The organism is Leucobacter sp. USCH14 (assembly GCF_037619215.1).
Classification (GTDB): domain Bacteria; phylum Actinomycetota; class Actinomycetes; order Actinomycetales; family Microbacteriaceae; genus Leucobacter.
The window spans coordinates 128,373-144,030 of the sequence record NZ_JAQPZP010000004.1 but is presented as its reverse complement, the minus strand read 5'-3'; the positions used below and the strand labels follow the sequence as shown (position 1 = coordinate 144,030).

The following is a 15,658-nucleotide window of genomic DNA, read 5'->3' as shown; positions in this document are numbered from 1 at the left end:
GTGCCACACACACGTCGGATCGGGGTGATGGGCGGCACATTCGATCCTATTCATCACGGTCACCTCGTGGCCGCGAGTGAGGTCGCCCAGAGTTTCGGGCTCGACGAGGTGCTCTTCGTGCCGACGGGCCAGCCGTGGCAGAAGCAGAACGTCTCGGACAGCGAGCATCGGTATCTGATGACGGTGATTGCGACGGCGTCGAACCCCCGGTTCACCGTCAGCCGAGTGGATGTCGATCGAGCCGGCCCGACGTACACCGTCGATACGCTGCGCGATCTCCACGAGCAGCACCCCGACGCCGAACTCTTCTTCATATCGGGTGCCGACGCCGTCGAACAGATTCTGAGCTGGAAGGACGTCGAGCACCTCTGGGACTACGCTCACTTCATCGCAGTATCGCGGCCAGGTCATGACCTCTCGCTTTCGGGTTTGTCTGAGGACCACGTAAGCTTGTTGGAAGTTCCCGCGCTGGCGATCTCTTCGACGGATTGTCGGGCACGAGTCGCCCGAGGTTATCCGGTGTGGTACCTCGTGCCTGATGGTGTGGTGCAGTACATTGCGAAGCACGGGCTATACACCGAGGAAGCGACAGAGTGATGAGCGAGCAGGAAGAACAACGACCGCTGACCCGGCGCGAGCGGCGAATGCGCGACTTGGGCGAGACCGGCGCCATGGATCTCTCGGAGATCGGCGACGAGAGCGGAGATGCTCCTCAGCCGACCGCGCCCGCTGCACGCCCGGCGACCGAAGCCGACATCGAGATCTCGCCGTTTCACCCCGACGGAACGCCGCGCAGCCGGCGCGAGATGCGTCAGCTCCGCGAGGAGGCGCTCGCTGCGCTGGCGCCTCACGAAGCGGCGGATCCTCTCGAGCACACTGCATCGACCTCTGCGGTCGAGGAGGAGATCGTCGCCGAGCCGCTCGAGGAGTCCGATGCAGCGAACGAGACGGACGATCCTGAGGTCGTGACGGCGGAACCCGCGAGTGACGAGCCTGACTTCGACACGCTCATGTCGCCCCCGACCGAGCCGTTCACCGTCGAGGAACTGCGCGAAGCGGAGTCGTCGGAGCAGGTGCCGAGCGTCGAACCGGACCCGCGTGACGATCAGGTGTCCGCCGCCGCCGCGCCCGGGGCCGAGTCGGTGGAATCTTCTGCGCCACTCGAGCAGACGGAGCCGGACGCGCCGAGCAAGAGCAAGCGGCGCTTCCCGTGGCAGCGGTCGAAGCAGACGGACGCCTCCGGTGCGGAAGCCGCGGAGGTCCCCGCTGAGACGCTCGCCGATGAGCCGGTCGACGCAGCGCCGACGAGCGAGCCCGAAACGCGGGTCGAGACAGAAGCCATCGAGGCCGAGTTGGTGGACGAGGATCGGGCGCAAGCGGGCAGCGACGCTGAAACGACCGTGCTGGATGCGGCGCCCCCGGTCGCACCGGCGGAGGCGCCGGAGGATCTTCCGACAGCAGCGCCGGAAACGGCGATGCTTCCCACGCAGAGCGAAGCCGATGACGCTCAGGAGGCGAGCCTGCCGGCCGATCCTTCCGCGGCGCCCGCGCCCGGCGCCGAGACTGCGGCGAGTCCCCACCAGCGGGAGAACTACTCCTTCCCCGATATCGCGCCGCCGGAGGAATGGCGGTCGGTGTTCGACGACCCGTCAGGGCGACAGGTTCCCGACCAGGGGGAGAGCGCGACTCGTGACGGAGATTTCGACGACCTGATCTCCCGCGCGGTCGCGCAGGAGGGCTCGACGAGCAGTACAGGCACGTCCGCGCTGATCCTCCCCTCGATGCCTGAGGACACTGGCGGTCTGACGGGGCCGCTGGGAGCCACCGGTGATCTGTACGTGACGGGGTCGTTGAAGCTGCCGAAGTCGATCGGCGAGACCGGCGGGCACTCGGCGCTGCACGACTCCATCGAGATGGACCCGATCACGGGCGACCAGGTGCAGCACCGAGATGATTCCGGTGAGGGCCCGGCCCCGGTTTCGGCGCGTCACGCGGTCAGCGCTCGGGTCGACTCCGGCATTCCCGTGGTGGCGAAGCCTACTCGGGAGAAGAGCAAGCTCCCGCTCGTGCTGTCGCTGACCGGTGGTGGTCTGCTGATCGTCGTCGTCGGCCTCGGTGCCTGGGGCGCGAGCAACGGATTCTTCGGCTGACCGGCCGAAGCACATGACATGTCGAACGAAGGAAACGAACTGAACGCTGCAACTGACGCACGAGATGTGCGAGCCGACCTGAAGCGCGCTGTGGTCGCTGCCGATGCGAAGGGAGCCACCGCGCCGGTCGCGCTCGAGGTGACGGAGCAATTCGGTCTTGCCGACGTGTTCCTGATCGTGAGCGGTGCCGTCGAGCGGAATGTGCAGGCCATTTCCGACGGCATCGAGGATGCGCTGAACGGTGCGGGTGTGCGCACGGTGCGCCGCGAGGGGCGGGAGAGCGGTCGCTGGATCCTGCTCGACTTCGGCGATCTCATCGTCCACGTGTTCCACCAGGAGGAACGGGATTTCTACCAGCTCGAGCGTCTCTGGCAGGACTGCCCGGCGATCGAAGTCAGCGAGTTCCTCGCCGATGCCGGGCGGGAGCACAAGGCCGACTGACGGTGACGCGCCCGAGATCCGCCGATTTGGCTCTCGCGTGTCCAGGTGATGTAAAGTAGAAGAGTTGTCGGGCGAGCATTCGTCCGACTTCCCTGGGTCTATGGCGCAGCTGGTAGCGCACCTGCATGGCATGCAGGGGGTCAGGGGTTCGAGTCCCCTTAGATCCACCAGAGTTCGAGAACGGCCCCGCTTCGGCGGGGCCGTTCTCGTTTGCAGACGAAGCGCTGTACGAGCAGCGGCAGCGCTGCTGTGCGCAGTCCCGCCAGGCTTCGCCCTCATGAATCCCGCGTGAACGGGAGGGGCTCAGGCGCTGCACCCCCGCTGCGAAGCGAACGCCGCGCTGCGCGACGAGAGCGGCTTCGGCGCACGAGAGATCGCGCGAGCAGGCCCTGGCGCGGGCTGAACAGGTAGGCGAGCGCGAACGCGATTCCCTGGACGAGGATGACCAGCCCTCCGGAAGACGCGTCCATCCAGTAGCTCACCATGATGCCGGTGACTGAGCAGACCGCGGAGAGCGCGGGCGCGATGATCAGCATGCGGCCGAAGCGATCCGTGAGCAGATACGCGGTGGCGCCGGGGATGATGAGCATGGCGACGACGAGGATCACGCCGACCACCTGCAGCGCCACCACGGACGTCAGAGCCAGGAGGCCGAGCAGGAGCGCCCCGAGCTTTCTCGGGCTGAGTCCGATCGCGTGCGCGTGCGTCGGGTCGAAGGCGTACAGTGTCAGGTCTCGGCGCTTGACGATGAGTACGACGAATGCGAGAGCCGCGAGGATGCCGATCTGCATGAGGTCGGCGTCGGAAACGCCGAGAATGTTGCCGAAGACGATGTGGGTGAGGTCCGTCTGACTGGGTACCACGGAGATCAGCACGAGCCCGAGCGCGAAGAGCGTGGTGAAGACGATGCCGATGGCGGCGTCCTCCTTGACGCGACTCGTGTCGCGGATCGCCCCGATCAGGACGACCGCGAGAAAGCCGAAGACGAGCGCGCCGAGCGCGAAGGGGGCTCCGATCAGGTAGGCGAGCACCACACCCGGCAGAACGGCGTGCGATACGGCGTCTCCCATCAGCGACCAGCCGGTGAGCACGAGCCAGCAGGAGAGCACTGCGCACACGACGGCGGCGATCGTCGTCGTGAGGATGGCGCGCACCATGAACTCGTACTGGAGCGGTTCGATGATGAAGTCCAGGACGGTCATTTCTCGTCTCCCGCTTCCGATGACATCGGGCTCTCGAGCCCGAACGCCTGAGCCAGACGTTCAGTCGCGAGAGCTTCGCGCACAGTGCCGTGGAAGAGCACGCGGCGAAGCAGGAGCGCCGCTTCGTCGGCGAGGTCGGGAAGCGCATGCAGGTCGTGGGTGGAGACGAGCACGGTGCGGCCGGCTCCTGCGAGTTCGCGGAGCAGGCGCACGATGGTCGCTTCGCTGCGCTGGTCGACGCCGGCGAACGGTTCGTCGAGGAGGAGCGTCTCCGCGTCTTGCGCGATGCATCGCGCAACGAAGGCGCGCTTCTTCTGGCCGCCTGAGAGCGAACCGATCTGGCGGTCGCTGAGATCCGTGAGCTCGACGCGCTCGAGCGCGTCCTCCACCGCGCGTCGGTCCGCGGAGCCCGCGCGCCGCGTGATGCCCAGTCGGCCGTAACGGCCCATCATCACGACATCCCCCACGGAGACCGGGAACGCCCAGTCGACGTCCTCGCTCTGCGGAACGTACGCGACGCCCCCGCTCGCGCGCGCGGCTGCGGGGGGCAACCCCCCGATGCGGACCGTGCCGCTCTCGGGTCTGACCGCCCCCATGATCGACTTGAAGAGCGTCGATTTGCCCGAGCCGTTCATGCCGATCAGGCCGGTCACGCGGCCCGCATCCACCTGCAGTATCGCGTCATCGAGCGCCAGCACGTCGCCGTACCGCACCGTGACGTTCCGGACGTCGATGGCGGCGGTCACGATCGATCCTCGGGCGCAGCACTCAGGGCCTCGACGATGACGTCGGTGTCGTGGGCGAGCAGGTCGAGGTAGGTCGGCACCGGGCCGTCTGCCTCGGAGAGCGAATCGACGTAGAGGGTACCGCCGAAGGCGGCTCCCGAGGCCTCCGCGACCTGCTGCATCGGCCGGTCGGAGACGGTCGACTCGCAGAACACCGCAGGCACATCGTGGTCCCGCACGAACTCGATCGTGTCGGCGATCTGACGCGGCGTCGCCTGTTGCTCGGCGTTCACGGGCCAGATGTAGCGCTCGGTGAGGCCCGCATCCCGCGCGAGGTACGAGAAGGCCCCCTCGCAGGTGACGATGGCGCGGTGCGACTCGGGGAGCGCGGCGACGGCGTCGGTCAGGCGATCCTGCACCTGCTGGAGCTCGGCCTGATAGGCGGCGCCCTGTGCGGCGAAGTCGTCCGCGTGGTCGGGGTCGAGCTCGCTGAACGCGTCCACCATGTGGTCGATGTAGACCTGCGCATTCGTCGGGCTCATCCAGGCGTGGGGGTTCGGTTTGCCGGCGTACGCATCGCCCGCGATATCGATGGGATCGATGCCGTCTGAGACGACGACGTGCGGAACATCGGCCTGTTCCACGAACCGGGCGAACCACGCCTCCAGTCCGAGGCCGTTGTCGAGGATCAGGTCGGCTTCCGACGCCTTCGCGATATCCAAGGGTGTCGGCTCGTATCCATGGATCTCCGCGCCGACCTTGGTGATGGAGCGCACCTCGAGGTGGTCGCCGGCGACGTTCCGGGCCATGTCGGCGAGCACGGTGAAGGTGGTGAGCACGACGGGACGTTCTCCGCCCATCTCGTCGGCATGCTCGGTCGCGCTCGGGCTCGCGCATCCCGTCGCGAGCAGTGCCGCTCCGAGCAGGGATCCGAGAACCGACGCGACGCGCCTCGCCGCACTTATCTGCACTGGAAATTGCCCTCCGCCTAGTCGAATCGAAAAGTTCGACAACCCGAACTTTTCTGCGATGCTAGCGGAACGCGGGTGGAAACGCGAGCAGTGGATCGCCCGTCGAGCGGGCGGGGGAGCGCGGCAGGGCGCGTACACTGATGCGGGTGAACTCACGCGGACGCCTGCTCGACCTGGGTCTGGTCGTGCTCGGGGGAGCTGCGGGTTCCCTGGCACGCGCCTTCGTCGCCGCCGCGATCGTGCCACCGGGCGGCGAACCCGGCGCCACCTTGGCGACGCTGGTCGTCAACGTGACGGGGGCGTTCGCGTTGGGCGCGCTGGTCGAGGTCGTCGCCCGGCGGGGCGGCGCAAGGTGGCGGCGAGCGCGTCTGCTTCTCGGCACGGGAGTGCTCGGGGGGTTCACCACCTACAGCCTGCTGGCCGGCGAGCTCGCCGCAGCGGTGCTGGACGCTCGGATCATCTGGGCGCTCGGGTATGCGGGCGCGACGATCCTGGGCGGTGCGGCGGCGAGCTGCATCGGCGTAGTGGCCGGGCGCCGGATCGCGAGAACGCGAGGGCCGCGCTCATTCTCGGCAGGAACGGGCCGGTGAGCGACATGTGGACGGCGCTCGGCATCGCACTCGCCGGCGGTCTCGGTGCGGGCGCGCGGCATCTGGTGGACACCGCGCTTTCGTCGCGCCGCTCCACGCGCTTCCCGTGGGGGATTCTCACCGTGAACCTCACGGGCGCCTTCGTGATCGGGGTGCTCACCGGCCTGGCGGCGGATCACCCGCTCATGACGATCGGCACGACCGGCTTTCTCGGCGGGTACACCACGTTCAGCACGGCGAGCCTCGATACGGTGCAGCTTCTTGGGCAGCGACGCTACCGCGCGGCGCTCGCCAATGGAGCGGGAATGCTCGTGGCGGCCGTGGCGCTCGCGGTGGGTGGGATCCTGCTCGGACGATCCCTCGTCTAACCCGTGCCCCTCCGCGGAGCGTCGTCGGCACCGTTGCTCCGGTGCCGCTCAGCGCACGCGCTGCGCCGTGAACCGGAGATCCGGGTGCGCGTACGCGTCCTGCGCCTCGACGAGAGCGAGCTCCCGGGATCCCGCCGCGAAGGTGCGCTCGAGGAGCGAGAACACGCTGGCGGTCGTGCGTTCGAGCGCCTCGGCGCCGCTTCCCGTGCTCCGGTAGTGCGCGGTGAAGAGCGCAGCGGTCACGTCGCCCGAGCCGTTCACCTTGAACGGGATGCGCGGCGTTTCGATGAGCCAAGCCCCCTCATCGGTGACTGCGAGCATCTCGATGGAGTCCTCCGGGCGCTCCGGTCGATCCACGCTCGTGACGAGCACGGTGGACGGGCCGTCGGCGCGCACGAGGTCGACTGAGGCGAGCGTCGACTCGAGCGTGTCGGGCGACGTGCCCGTGAGGAACCCGAGCTCGAACTGGTTGGGCGTGATGAGGTCGGCCCGCGGCACGACGCGATCGCGGATGAGGTTCTGCACTTCGGGGGAGACGTGGCATCCGGATCGCGCATTGCCGAGCACCGGATCGCAGGCGTAGATCGCTTCGGGGTTCGCCAGCTTCACCCGCGCGACGGCGTCGAGAATCGCGTCGCCGATGCTGTCGCCGCCCTGGTACCCCGACAGCACCGCGTCGACGTCGGCCAGGCCGCCCCGCTCCTCGATGCCGGAGACGATCTCGCGCACGTCTGCGCCCGACATCATCGGGCCGCGCCACGAGCCGTAGCCCGTGTGGTTCGAGAACATCACCGTGTAGATCGGCATCACCTCCACGCCGATGCGCTGCAGCGGGAAGACCGCCGCAGAGTTGCCCACATGACCGAACGAGACTGATGACTGAATCGAGAGGATGCGCATGGTGTCGATCATGCCAGTGGTCCCCGGGATAGACCAGTTATGGTCTCATCGCGGGGACCACCTCTCATCGATACGATCAGAGCTCGGTGGTTCCCGAACGCCCGGGGCCCTCGCTGCCGGTGATCTTCGCCGCAGCGATCTTCACGGCTGCCGCCACCTTGCCTCCCGGAATGCCCCAGTACTGCGCCGACTCGCCGTTCACGCGGAGGAGGCCGAGGTTCGGATCCTCGAGGCCGCCGTCGAAGTAGGCCTCGACCTCGCCGTCCCACAGCTCTTCCGCCTTCGCGCGGTCCGCGACGAACTCGGCGACGCCCGAGACCGAGAGCCAGCTGCCCGTCTCGGCGAACGCCAGGTTGACCTGCGGATTCGCGCGAATCGCGTCGGCCTGATCGCCCTGAATTCCGATGAAGAACCACACATCGCCGTCGTCTGTGACCTCCTGCGGCGTCATCGGGTGCGACACGATCTTCCCGTCGGGGGTCGCGGTCGACAGCATCACGAAGCGCTCCTCGCGCATCACCTCGATCACGGTCTCCGGGGTCAACTCGGTCGATTCGCTCATGTTCGTCCTCCAGTCGCTGGTCTCGGGCACGGGTGCATGTCCCGTACGCAGTGTCGCGCAGCTCGGGGCGGTGCGGAAGCCCGTTGACACGACGCAATGGCGCGTCGCTCAGTGGGTCCGTTCAGATCGCGCGCCCGGGCGTGAGGGTGCCGCGCGGATCGAGCGCGGCCTTGATGGCGCGCTGCACGTCGAGCGCCACCGGGTCGAGCTGCCAGGCGAGCTCGTGCCGCTTCACGGACCCGATGCCGTGCTCTCCGGAGATGGTGCCCCCGAGCGAGAGCGCGAGGCGGGTGATGTCGTCGATCACGGCGTCGGCCTCGCGGATCCCCTCGGGAGTATCGGGGGATTCGACCGTGCTGTGGAGATTGCCGTCGCCGGCGTGCGCGACGGTCGAGACGCGCTTGCCGTGCTGCGCCGAGATCTGCGCGATTCCGCGGAAGACCTCGGCGAGGGCCGCGACGGGCACGCCGACGTCGCACGAGATTTTCAGTCCGCGCGCGTTGAGCGCGGGATTCGAGAGGCGGCGCGCTTCGAGGAGCGCGTCGGTCTCAGAGATCTCGCTGTCGTCGGCGCCGAGTTCGCGGCAGAGCGCCGTGATGGTCTCGGCCTGCACCTGCGCGTCCCAGCCGACGGTCTGCCCGACGAGCATGGCCCCGGCCGGCGGCGTCAGCCCGCTCGGGTGGAACGACTCGATGATCTCCACGCTCAGGGAGTCCATGAGCTCGAGCACCTCCGGGCGCACGGCGCTGTTGACGATCGCGGTGACCGCTCGACCCGCATCCTCGAGCTGCGGAAAGCTCGCGCGGAAGGTGCGCGGCGAGCCGGGCGGCACGGGCTTGAGCCGCACGGTGGCCTCGGTGATCACACCGAGCGTGCCCTCCGACCCGACGAAGAGGCGCGTGAGGTCGTACCCCACGACGTTCTTCCGGGTGCGCGCGCCGGTGCGCATCACACGGCCATCGGCGAGCACCACCTCGAGGGCCGACACGGCATCGCTGGTGACGCCGTGCGCGACGCAGCGCAGCCCGCCGGCGTTCGTCGCGATGTTGCCGCCGACCGTGCTGATGCGCGCGCTCGCCGGATCCGGGGGGAAGAAGAGGCCGTGGCGCCGAGCCGCAGCATCGAGGTCTGCGGTGATCACGCCGGGCTGCACCGTTGCGAGCCGGTTGGCGACGTCGATGTCGAGTATCGCCGCCATGCGGTCCACCGACACGACGAGGCCGCCCGGGTACGCCATCGCGCCTCCCGCGAGTCCGGTGCCGGCGCCGCGCACGCTCACCCGCACTCCGGAGCGGTCGGCCCACGCGAGGGCGGCCGAGACATCGGCCTTCGACTCTGCGAGCACCACCGCGAGCGGTGCCCCCTCATCGACGGCCCGCGATGTGTCGCGCGCATAGGGCGCGATGAGCTCGGGGTCGCGGACGAGTCGCGGCCCGAGGGCGGACTCCAGCGCGGAGAGATCCGGGTGCGGTGCGGTGCGGGTGTCGGTCACGTGCGCCTCCTTGCGTTCGGAATCCAGCGTAGCGGCGGGCGGCCGCACCGCGTGAGAGGATGAACGGCATGATGGGAACGAGCGGGGCGGGGCGGTACGCTCCGAGCCCCTCGGGGGACCTGCACATCGGAAACCTGCGAACCGCGCTGCTCGCGTGGTGCTTCGCCCGAGCGACCGGCCGGCGCTTCCTCATGCGGATCGAGGACCTCGACCGGGCGCGCGACGCCGGCGCCGCGACGCGCCAGCTCGAGGACCTCTCGCGCATTGGCATCGACTGGGATGGAGAGGCGGTGCTGCAATCGACGCTCGGAGCCGATCACGACGCGGCGATCGAGCGCCTGCGGGCCGCCGGGCTCGTCTACGAGTGCACCTGCACCCGCGCCGACATCCTCGCGGCTCCGACCGCACCGCACGCGCCTCCCGGAGCGTACCCCGGGACCTGTCGCAACCGGAGCGATGCCGACCGTGCACGCGAGCGGGAGCGCATCGCGCCGCGTCGGCCGGCGCTCCGGTTGCGCGTGCCGGGGGAAACCGGGGCTCCGGAGTTCTCGGACCGTATGATGGGCCGGGTCGCCGGCGACATCGACGACTTCGTGCTGCGTCGGGGCGACGGCACGGTCGCGTACAACCTCGCCGTCGTCGTCGACGACGCCTCGATGGGCGTCGATCAGATCGTGCGCGGTGACGACCTCGCGTCGTCGACGCCGCGGCAGATCGTGCTGCAGCGCCTGCTCGAGCTTCCCTCGCCTCCGGCGGTCGAGTATGCGCATGCGCCCCTCGTCCTCGGCCCGACCGGCGCACGACTCGCGAAGCGCGACGGAGCGGTGACGCTCTCGGATCTGCGTGCGGACGGCATCACCGCCGCGGACGTGCGCTCCGCCCTCGCTCAGTCGCTGCACCTCGCAGCCCCGGGGGAGCGGGTCACCGCAGACGCGCTCGTGGAGCGCTTCGACCCGGATGCGGTGCCGAGGACGCCGTGGACCTGGCCGGGCCCGGAGAAGCTCGTTACTTCTTGAGCGCCTTGATGATCCGTGCAAGTGCGCGCCCGGCGATCCAGACGAACGGCGTGCCGACGGCGAGCAGCGCGATGATGTTGGGCTCGAATCGGGTGGTGCCCTCGCGAGTGATGTAGGAGCCGACGGGCACGGCGAACCCGCCGCCTCCACCGCCCGAGCCCTCGCCCTGGGCGACGCCCTCGCCACCGCCGGCGCCTTCGCCCGCGCCGAAGCCGTACGCCGTGTACGCAACGGGGATGAGCGTCGTTCCGTCGATCTCGACGGGATCGCCGTACGCGGAGTGCACGCCGACCTCGACCAGGGTATCTGCGATCTGCTTCGTCAGGTGAGTCATGCGCCCAGACTACTCGTTCGCCCTACTCTTCGGCAGCCCCATGTCGAGACGTGCGCAGTGCTGCTGCGACGGGTCGTTTCGGTTCGATGTGGTCGCCCGAGGAGACATGCTTGATCCGCCGGATGACCCATGGCACGAAGTGCTCGCGAGCCCATACGACGTCTTCCCGTCGCGCCTCGCGCCAGCTCCGCTCCGGAAGATCGGGCACATCGAGCGGGGCGAGGTCGTGGGGAACGCCGAGGGCGGCGAGCGCCGCCCGCGCGATGGTGTGATGCCCGAGCGCGTTCAGATGCAGTCGATCACCCGCCCAGTAGCGGCTGTCGTGCAGCTCGTCGAGCGCCCACTGATCCACGACGATGCAGTCGTGCCGCTGCGCGACCTTGCGGACGTTCTCGTTGTAGATGGCGACCTTCCCGCGGATCGAGCGGAAGACCGGCTGGAAGGCGGTATCGACTCCGGTGAACAGCATGATGGTGGCGCCCCCGGCGCTCAGCCGCTCGACGACGCGCTCGAGCTTCGCGGCGACCTCGTCCGGGTCGGTGCCGGGGCGGATGACGTCGTTGCCGCCCGCGCACACGCTGATCAGATCCGGCCGCAGATCGAGGGCGGCGTCCACCTGGGTGTCCGCGATCTGCTGGATGAGCTTGCCGCGCACCGCGAGGTTCGCGTACGCGAAATCCTCGTCGAAGAGGCTCAGCACTTCGGCGAAACGGTCGGCCCACCCTCGGAGCCCGCCCGGGCTCTCCGGATCCGGATCTCCCACGCCCTCGGTGAAGGAATCACCGAGGGCGACGAAACGCGACCACGGAAGTTCGACCGGGGCCTGCTGAGCGCTGCCGTCCTGTGCCATTGCCTACCTCTGAGTGTCTCGAGATGCGGGGAGCCGGTCGCGGACCTCATCGAAGACGCAGCGGTCGGCATACAGCGATAGTCTAGAACGTCGTGACAGATTCGGACCCGGGCCTCCACCTTCCTGGGACGAGTGCAGCCGAGCACCTGCCGCCCGCGTACCCCGAACGCGCCGCGCACGGCACCGCCGGCACACTGCGCGCCTGGCAGGAGGAGGCCATCAGACGCTACCTCGAGACTGCTCCCCGCGATTTCCTCGCCTCGGCGACGCCCGGCGCAGGCAAGACGACATTCGCGCTCCGGCTCGCCGCGATCCTGCGCTCCAACCACACGGTGCGGCAGATCATCGTCGTCGCGCCGACCGAGCACCTCAAGACGCAGTGGGCGGATGCGGCGGCGCGCGCCGGAATCCGCTTGAACCCGCACTACTCGAACAGCGACGGGCTCGCATACGGGCGCCACTTCCACGGAGTCGCCGTGACGTACGCCCAGGTCGCCATGAAGCCGGTGCAGCACCGACTCCTGACCGAGCACGAGGACACCCTCGTGATCATGGACGAGGTGCACCACGGCGGCGACGCCCTCAGCTGGGGCGATGCGATCCGTGAGGCGTACGGCAATGCGCGGCGCCGACTCTCGCTGACCGGAACCCCGTTCCGCTCGGATGAGGCTCCCATCCCCTTCGTGCAGTACGCGCCGCAGGGCGACGGCTCGCGCCTCTCGCTCACCGACTACGACTACGGCTACGGGCGGGCCCTCGCCGATGGCATCGTGCGCCCGGTCATCTTCATGGTGTACGCGGGGAAGATGCGGTGGCAGACGTCGGCCGGCGAGGAGATGGAGGCGGCGCTCGGCGAGGGCAACACGAAGGACGTGACGTCGCAGGCGTGGCGCACCGCGCTCGATCCTGCCGGCGACTGGATCGGCAAGGTGCTCCGCGCTGCTGATCGCCGCCTGACGGAGGTGCGCCAGCAGGTGCACGACGCTGGAGGGCTCGTCATCGCGACGGATCACGCCTCGGCCAGGTCGTACGCCGCCCAGCTCACGGAGATCACCGGCGAGGAGGTCTCGCTCATCCTGTCGGACGACGCGGGGGCGTCGGAGAAGATCGACGAGTTCTCGCGCGGCGAGCAGCGGTGGATGGTCGCCGTGCGCATGGTGTCGGAGGGCGTCGACGTGCCGCGGCTCTCGGTCGGCGTGTATGCGACGAGCTCGTCGACGCCGCTGTTCTTCGCGCAGGCGATCGGGCGCTTCGTGCGCTCGCGCCGCCGCGGGGAGGTCGCCTCGGTGTTCATCCCGAACGTACCGGCGCTCATGCAGCTCGCCTCCGAGCTTGAGAAGGAGCGCAATCACGTGCTCGAGGGGCCGAAGAGCGCCGAGGAGATGTGGGACGCCGAGGCGGCGCTCATGGCCGAGGCCGAGCGCGGCGATCAGGCATCGCCGGAGCTGGTCGAGGGGGAGACGTTCGCCTACCAGGCGCTCGCCTCCGACGCGCACTTCGACCGCGCGGTCTTCGACGGCGCGGAGTTCGGCGGATACGCCGAGGTCGAGACCGAGGAGGAGCTCGACTTCCTCGGCTTCCCCGGCCTGCTCGAACCGCAGGAGGTGCGGGCGCTGCTGCAGCAGCGGCAGGCGAGGCAGGCGCGCCGCAGCGCTGGGCGGCAGGGGATCCTCGAGCACGCGCCCGAAAAGGCCGAGGCGCCCGAGGCGCTGCACCGCACGCTCGGCGAGCAGCGCAAGCTGCTCAGCTCGCTCGTCGGCATGTATGCGAAGGTCTCGGGCGAAGCGCACAAGGACATCCACACCGAATTGCGCCGAGTCTGCGGCGGCCCGGCCGTCGCTCAAGCCTCCGTCACGCAGCTGCAGAAGCGGATCGAGCTGCTGCGACGGCGTCTCCGCCCCTAGTCCAACGCGACGCGCGCGAGATCCCGGGCCGATTCGATCCGACTCCGAAATCCGTGCTAAGTTATCTTCTGTTCGGCCGATGAAGGTGCGAATCGTTCGCGCGGGTGGCGGAATGGCAGACGCGCTAGCTTGAGGTGCTAGTGCCCGTATTAGGGCGTGGGGGTTCAAGTCCCCCTCCGCGCACGTGAACGAAAGAGGCTCTCCCGAAGGAGGGCCTCTTTTGCGTTGCTGGCGCACGGATTGTCCACCCCCTGGCGCGATCCGGAAGCACTCGTCACCATCGATGACGCCGGCGCTTCTCTCGTCGGCCGAGGCGAATGGGACGACGGACCCGAAGGGGTGAGACATGAACGATTCGCGTGATGAGCACATTCGCAGCGCGCCGGGCTCGGATCCGACGAAGGTGAGGCATCAGCGCGCCCTCACTTCCGCGTCGGGAACCGTCTGGGTGGTCATGAGCGCACTGCTCCTCATCGTGACCTCCGTCCCGCTCATCGCGATCATCGCGCTGCGACCGGGCCCGGTGCGCCCTGTTGCCATCATCACCGCGGCGCTCATGATCGCGTTCACCTGCATCGTGTTCATCGCCCGGTTCGCGGCGCCGCGCGGCCCGCGTCGACTGCGGATCATGGCCGCAGCGATGATCGGTTCGGCCGTGGTCGGAGTGCTCGGACTGCTGCTCTGCCTCGTGATCGAACGCACCTGAGCCACCGCCCGGCTACGCTGGGGGGCATGAGCCTCGAGACCTCCGAGCTGACGCTGTCGGAAACGGCCCGCGTCGCACGTGACCTGATCCGCATTGACACCTCCAACCGCGGCGGCGGCGACGCCGAACCGGAACGGCCCGCGGCCGAGTACGTCGCGGCGTATCTGCGCGAGCTGGGTCTCGAGCCCGAGATCATCGAGAGCGCCCCGGGCCGAGCGAGCGTCGTCGCGAGAGTGAGCGGAACGGAGCCGGCGCTCCCGGCGCTCGTGCTGCACGGCCACCTGGACGTGGTGCCTGCGGATCCGGCGAACTGGTCGGTCGATCCCTTCGGGGGCGTGGTGAAAGACGGCATGCTGTGGGGGCGCGGCGCCGTCGATATGAAGGACATGGACGCGATGATCCTCACGTCGGTCGCCGAGCTGCTCCGAGGCGGGGAGCGCCCGCGCCGCGACGTCGTGCTCGCCTTCTTCGCGGACGAGGAGAACGGCGGGGTGTACGGCGCGCAGCACCTGGTGCGGCACCGCCCCGACCTCTTCGCGGGCGCGGAGACGGCGATCAGCGAAGTGGGCGGGTACTCGATCGACATCGACGGCACGCGAGCCTATCTCGTGCAGACCGGGGAGAAGTCCCTCGAGTGGATTCGGCTGCGCGCGCGCGGCACCGCGGCTCACGGTTCGCGCGTGTGGCAGGACAACGCCGTGACGAGACTCGCGGAGGCGATCGCGGCCCTGGGGCGCCATGAATGGCCGGTGACGCTCACCGACACGACGCGCGATCTCGTCGACGCCATCGCGGCCATTCTGGGCGAAGACCCGCGCGAAGTATCGCCGGAGGACCTCGTGCTGCGCCTCGGCAAGGGCGGCGGCTTCATCCAGGCGAGCCTGCGCAGCACCAGCAACCCGACCGTGCTGCAGGCGGGCTACAAGCACAACGTAATTCCCGACACGGCGGAGGCGCTCGTCGACGTCCGCGCGCTGCCCGCCGATCAGGCGACGATCCTCGACCAGATCCGCGCGATCGTCGGCGACGACATCGAGCTCGAGCAGGTGCACTCCGACATCGGCCTCGAAGTGCCGTTCGCCGGCGAGCTGGTCGACGCGATGACGGCGTGCCTGCAGCGCGCCGACCCCGACGCTCGAGTACTGCCGTACCTGCTCTCGGGAGGCACCGACAACAAGTCGCTGGCGCGTCTCGGGATCACGGGGTACGGGTTCGCACCGCTCCGGCTCCCCGCCGACCTCGACTTCCCCGGAATGTTCCACGGCGTCGACGAGCGGGTTCCGCTCGAAGCGCTCGATTTCGGGCACGGCGTGCTCGTGGACCTGCTGCGCACGTACTGAGGCGCCGGTCGCCCTCCGGGACGCGTTCCGCGCTCACGAGCTTTCGGTGCTCCGTGGGCTAGTCTGGACGACGGCCCAAACGCGGCGCGGTCGATGTGCAGGCGTCG

Annotated in this window: 17 protein-coding genes and 2 tRNA genes; 11 read left to right on the top strand and 8 right to left on the bottom strand. The window is 69.1% G+C overall.

What is annotated here, in order from left to right:
* The 4 genes from nadD (at position 1) to PQI23_RS06150 (ending at position 2,761) form a co-directional block, all read left to right on the top strand.
* Complete coding sequence (nadD, locus tag PQI23_RS06165) at positions 1-597, top strand: nicotinate-nucleotide adenylyltransferase (protein ID WP_339972578.1); 597 nt, start codon at positions 1-3, stop codon at positions 595-597.
* Complete coding sequence (locus tag PQI23_RS06160; RefSeq protein ID WP_339972576.1) at positions 597-2,150, top strand: hypothetical protein; 1,554 nt, start codon at positions 597-599, stop codon at positions 2,148-2,150. Before nadD ends, PQI23_RS06160 begins: the two co-directional genes overlap by 1 nt.
* Before the next feature lie 18 nt (positions 2,151-2,168).
* Entirely contained in the window at positions 2,169-2,591 is a 423-nt protein-coding gene (rsfS, locus tag PQI23_RS06155) for a ribosome silencing factor (RefSeq protein WP_339972574.1), read from the top strand.
* 94 nt (positions 2,592-2,685) lie between these two features.
* Positions 2,686-2,761: transfer RNA gene (locus tag PQI23_RS06150), tRNA-Ala, on the top strand.
* A 105-nt stretch (positions 2,762-2,866) separates the two neighbouring features.
* On the opposite strand, the gene PQI23_RS06145 is transcribed toward PQI23_RS06150, so the two are convergent.
* The 3 genes from PQI23_RS06145 to PQI23_RS06135 are packed head-to-tail and all read right to left on the bottom strand — an operon-like array spanning position 2,867 to position 5,489.
* On the bottom strand, positions 2,867-3,793 hold the full coding sequence (locus tag PQI23_RS06145) for a metal ABC transporter permease (protein WP_339972572.1): 927 nt from the start codon (positions 3,791-3,793) through the stop codon (positions 2,867-2,869).
* Complete coding sequence (locus tag PQI23_RS06140) at positions 3,790-4,542, bottom strand: metal ABC transporter ATP-binding protein (RefSeq protein WP_339972759.1); 753 nt, start codon at positions 4,540-4,542, stop codon at positions 3,790-3,792. Before PQI23_RS06140 ends, PQI23_RS06145 begins: the two co-directional genes overlap by 4 nt.
* Positions 4,536-5,489, bottom strand: coding sequence for a metal ABC transporter substrate-binding protein (locus PQI23_RS06135; RefSeq protein ID WP_339972570.1), 954 nt, complete (start codon positions 5,487-5,489; stop codon positions 4,536-4,538). Before PQI23_RS06135 ends, PQI23_RS06140 begins: the two co-directional genes overlap by 7 nt.
* 146 nt (positions 5,490-5,635) lie before the next feature.
* On the opposite strand from PQI23_RS06135, the gene PQI23_RS06130 reads away from it, so the two are divergent.
* Together PQI23_RS06130 and PQI23_RS06125 are read left to right on the top strand one after the other, a co-directional pair.
* The gene (locus PQI23_RS06130; RefSeq protein WP_445238408.1) at positions 5,636-6,079 is read left to right on the top strand and encodes a fluoride efflux transporter FluC; all 444 of its coding nucleotides are present in this window, start codon (positions 5,636-5,638) and stop codon (positions 6,077-6,079) included.
* Between the two features lie 5 nt (positions 6,080-6,084).
* Positions 6,085-6,447: a fluoride efflux transporter FluC gene (locus tag PQI23_RS06125; protein WP_339972757.1), complete on the top strand. Its 363-nt coding sequence runs from the start codon at positions 6,085-6,087 to the stop codon at positions 6,445-6,447.
* A gap of 48 nt (positions 6,448-6,495) precedes the next feature.
* Here the strand turns inward: PQI23_RS06125 and pdxY are convergent, their stop codons facing one another.
* The 3 genes from pdxY to PQI23_RS06110 all read right to left on the bottom strand — a co-directional run bounded on the left by pdxY (position 6,496) and on the right by PQI23_RS06110 (position 9,401).
* The gene (pdxY, locus tag PQI23_RS06120; protein ID WP_339972755.1) at positions 6,496-7,347 is read right to left on the bottom strand and encodes a pyridoxal kinase PdxY; all 852 of its coding nucleotides are present in this window, start codon (positions 7,345-7,347) and stop codon (positions 6,496-6,498) included.
* A 76-nt stretch (positions 7,348-7,423) separates the two neighbouring features.
* Entirely contained in the window at positions 7,424-7,909 is a 486-nt protein-coding gene (locus PQI23_RS06115) for a pyridoxamine 5'-phosphate oxidase family protein (protein WP_339972566.1), read from the bottom strand.
* A gap of 121 nt (positions 7,910-8,030) precedes the next feature.
* Positions 8,031-9,401 (bottom strand): FAD-binding oxidoreductase, encoded by a 1,371-nt coding sequence (locus PQI23_RS06110; protein ID WP_339972565.1) that lies wholly within the window; start codon positions 9,399-9,401, stop codon positions 8,031-8,033.
* Positions 9,402-9,469: 68 nt separating this feature from the next.
* Between PQI23_RS06110 and gluQRS the strand changes: the two genes are divergently transcribed.
* Positions 9,470-10,417: a tRNA glutamyl-Q(34) synthetase GluQRS gene (gene gluQRS / locus PQI23_RS06105; RefSeq protein ID WP_339972563.1), complete on the top strand. Its 948-nt coding sequence runs from the start codon at positions 9,470-9,472 to the stop codon at positions 10,415-10,417.
* On the opposite strand, the gene PQI23_RS06100 is transcribed toward gluQRS, so the two are convergent.
* Positions 10,407-10,751, bottom strand: coding sequence for a spore germination protein GerW family protein (locus PQI23_RS06100; RefSeq protein ID WP_339972561.1), 345 nt, complete (start codon positions 10,749-10,751; stop codon positions 10,407-10,409). The two genes, gluQRS and PQI23_RS06100, sit on opposite strands and share 11 nt — an antisense overlap.
* 22 nt (positions 10,752-10,773) lie before the next feature.
* Complete coding sequence (locus tag PQI23_RS06095) at positions 10,774-11,601, bottom strand: SGNH/GDSL hydrolase family protein (protein WP_339972559.1); 828 nt, start codon at positions 11,599-11,601, stop codon at positions 10,774-10,776.
* Positions 11,602-11,693: 92 nt separating this feature from the next.
* Here PQI23_RS06095 and PQI23_RS06090 point away from each other — a divergent pair, with 92 nt between their 5' ends.
* From PQI23_RS06090 to PQI23_RS06075, 4 genes are all read left to right on the top strand, one after another.
* Positions 11,694-13,505, top strand: coding sequence for a DEAD/DEAH box helicase (locus tag PQI23_RS06090; RefSeq protein ID WP_339972557.1), 1,812 nt, complete (start codon positions 11,694-11,696; stop codon positions 13,503-13,505).
* Between the two features lie 98 nt (positions 13,506-13,603).
* Positions 13,604-13,688, top strand: a tRNA-Leu gene (locus PQI23_RS06085).
* A gap of 163 nt (positions 13,689-13,851) precedes the next feature.
* Entirely contained in the window at positions 13,852-14,211 is a 360-nt protein-coding gene (locus PQI23_RS06080; RefSeq protein WP_339972555.1) for a hypothetical protein, read from the top strand.
* 26 nt (positions 14,212-14,237) lie between these two features.
* Positions 14,238-15,551, top strand: a complete 1,314-nt coding sequence (locus PQI23_RS06075; RefSeq protein ID WP_339972553.1) for a M20/M25/M40 family metallo-hydrolase — start codon at positions 14,238-14,240, stop codon at positions 15,549-15,551.
* Positions 15,552-15,658: the final 107 nt, after the last annotated feature.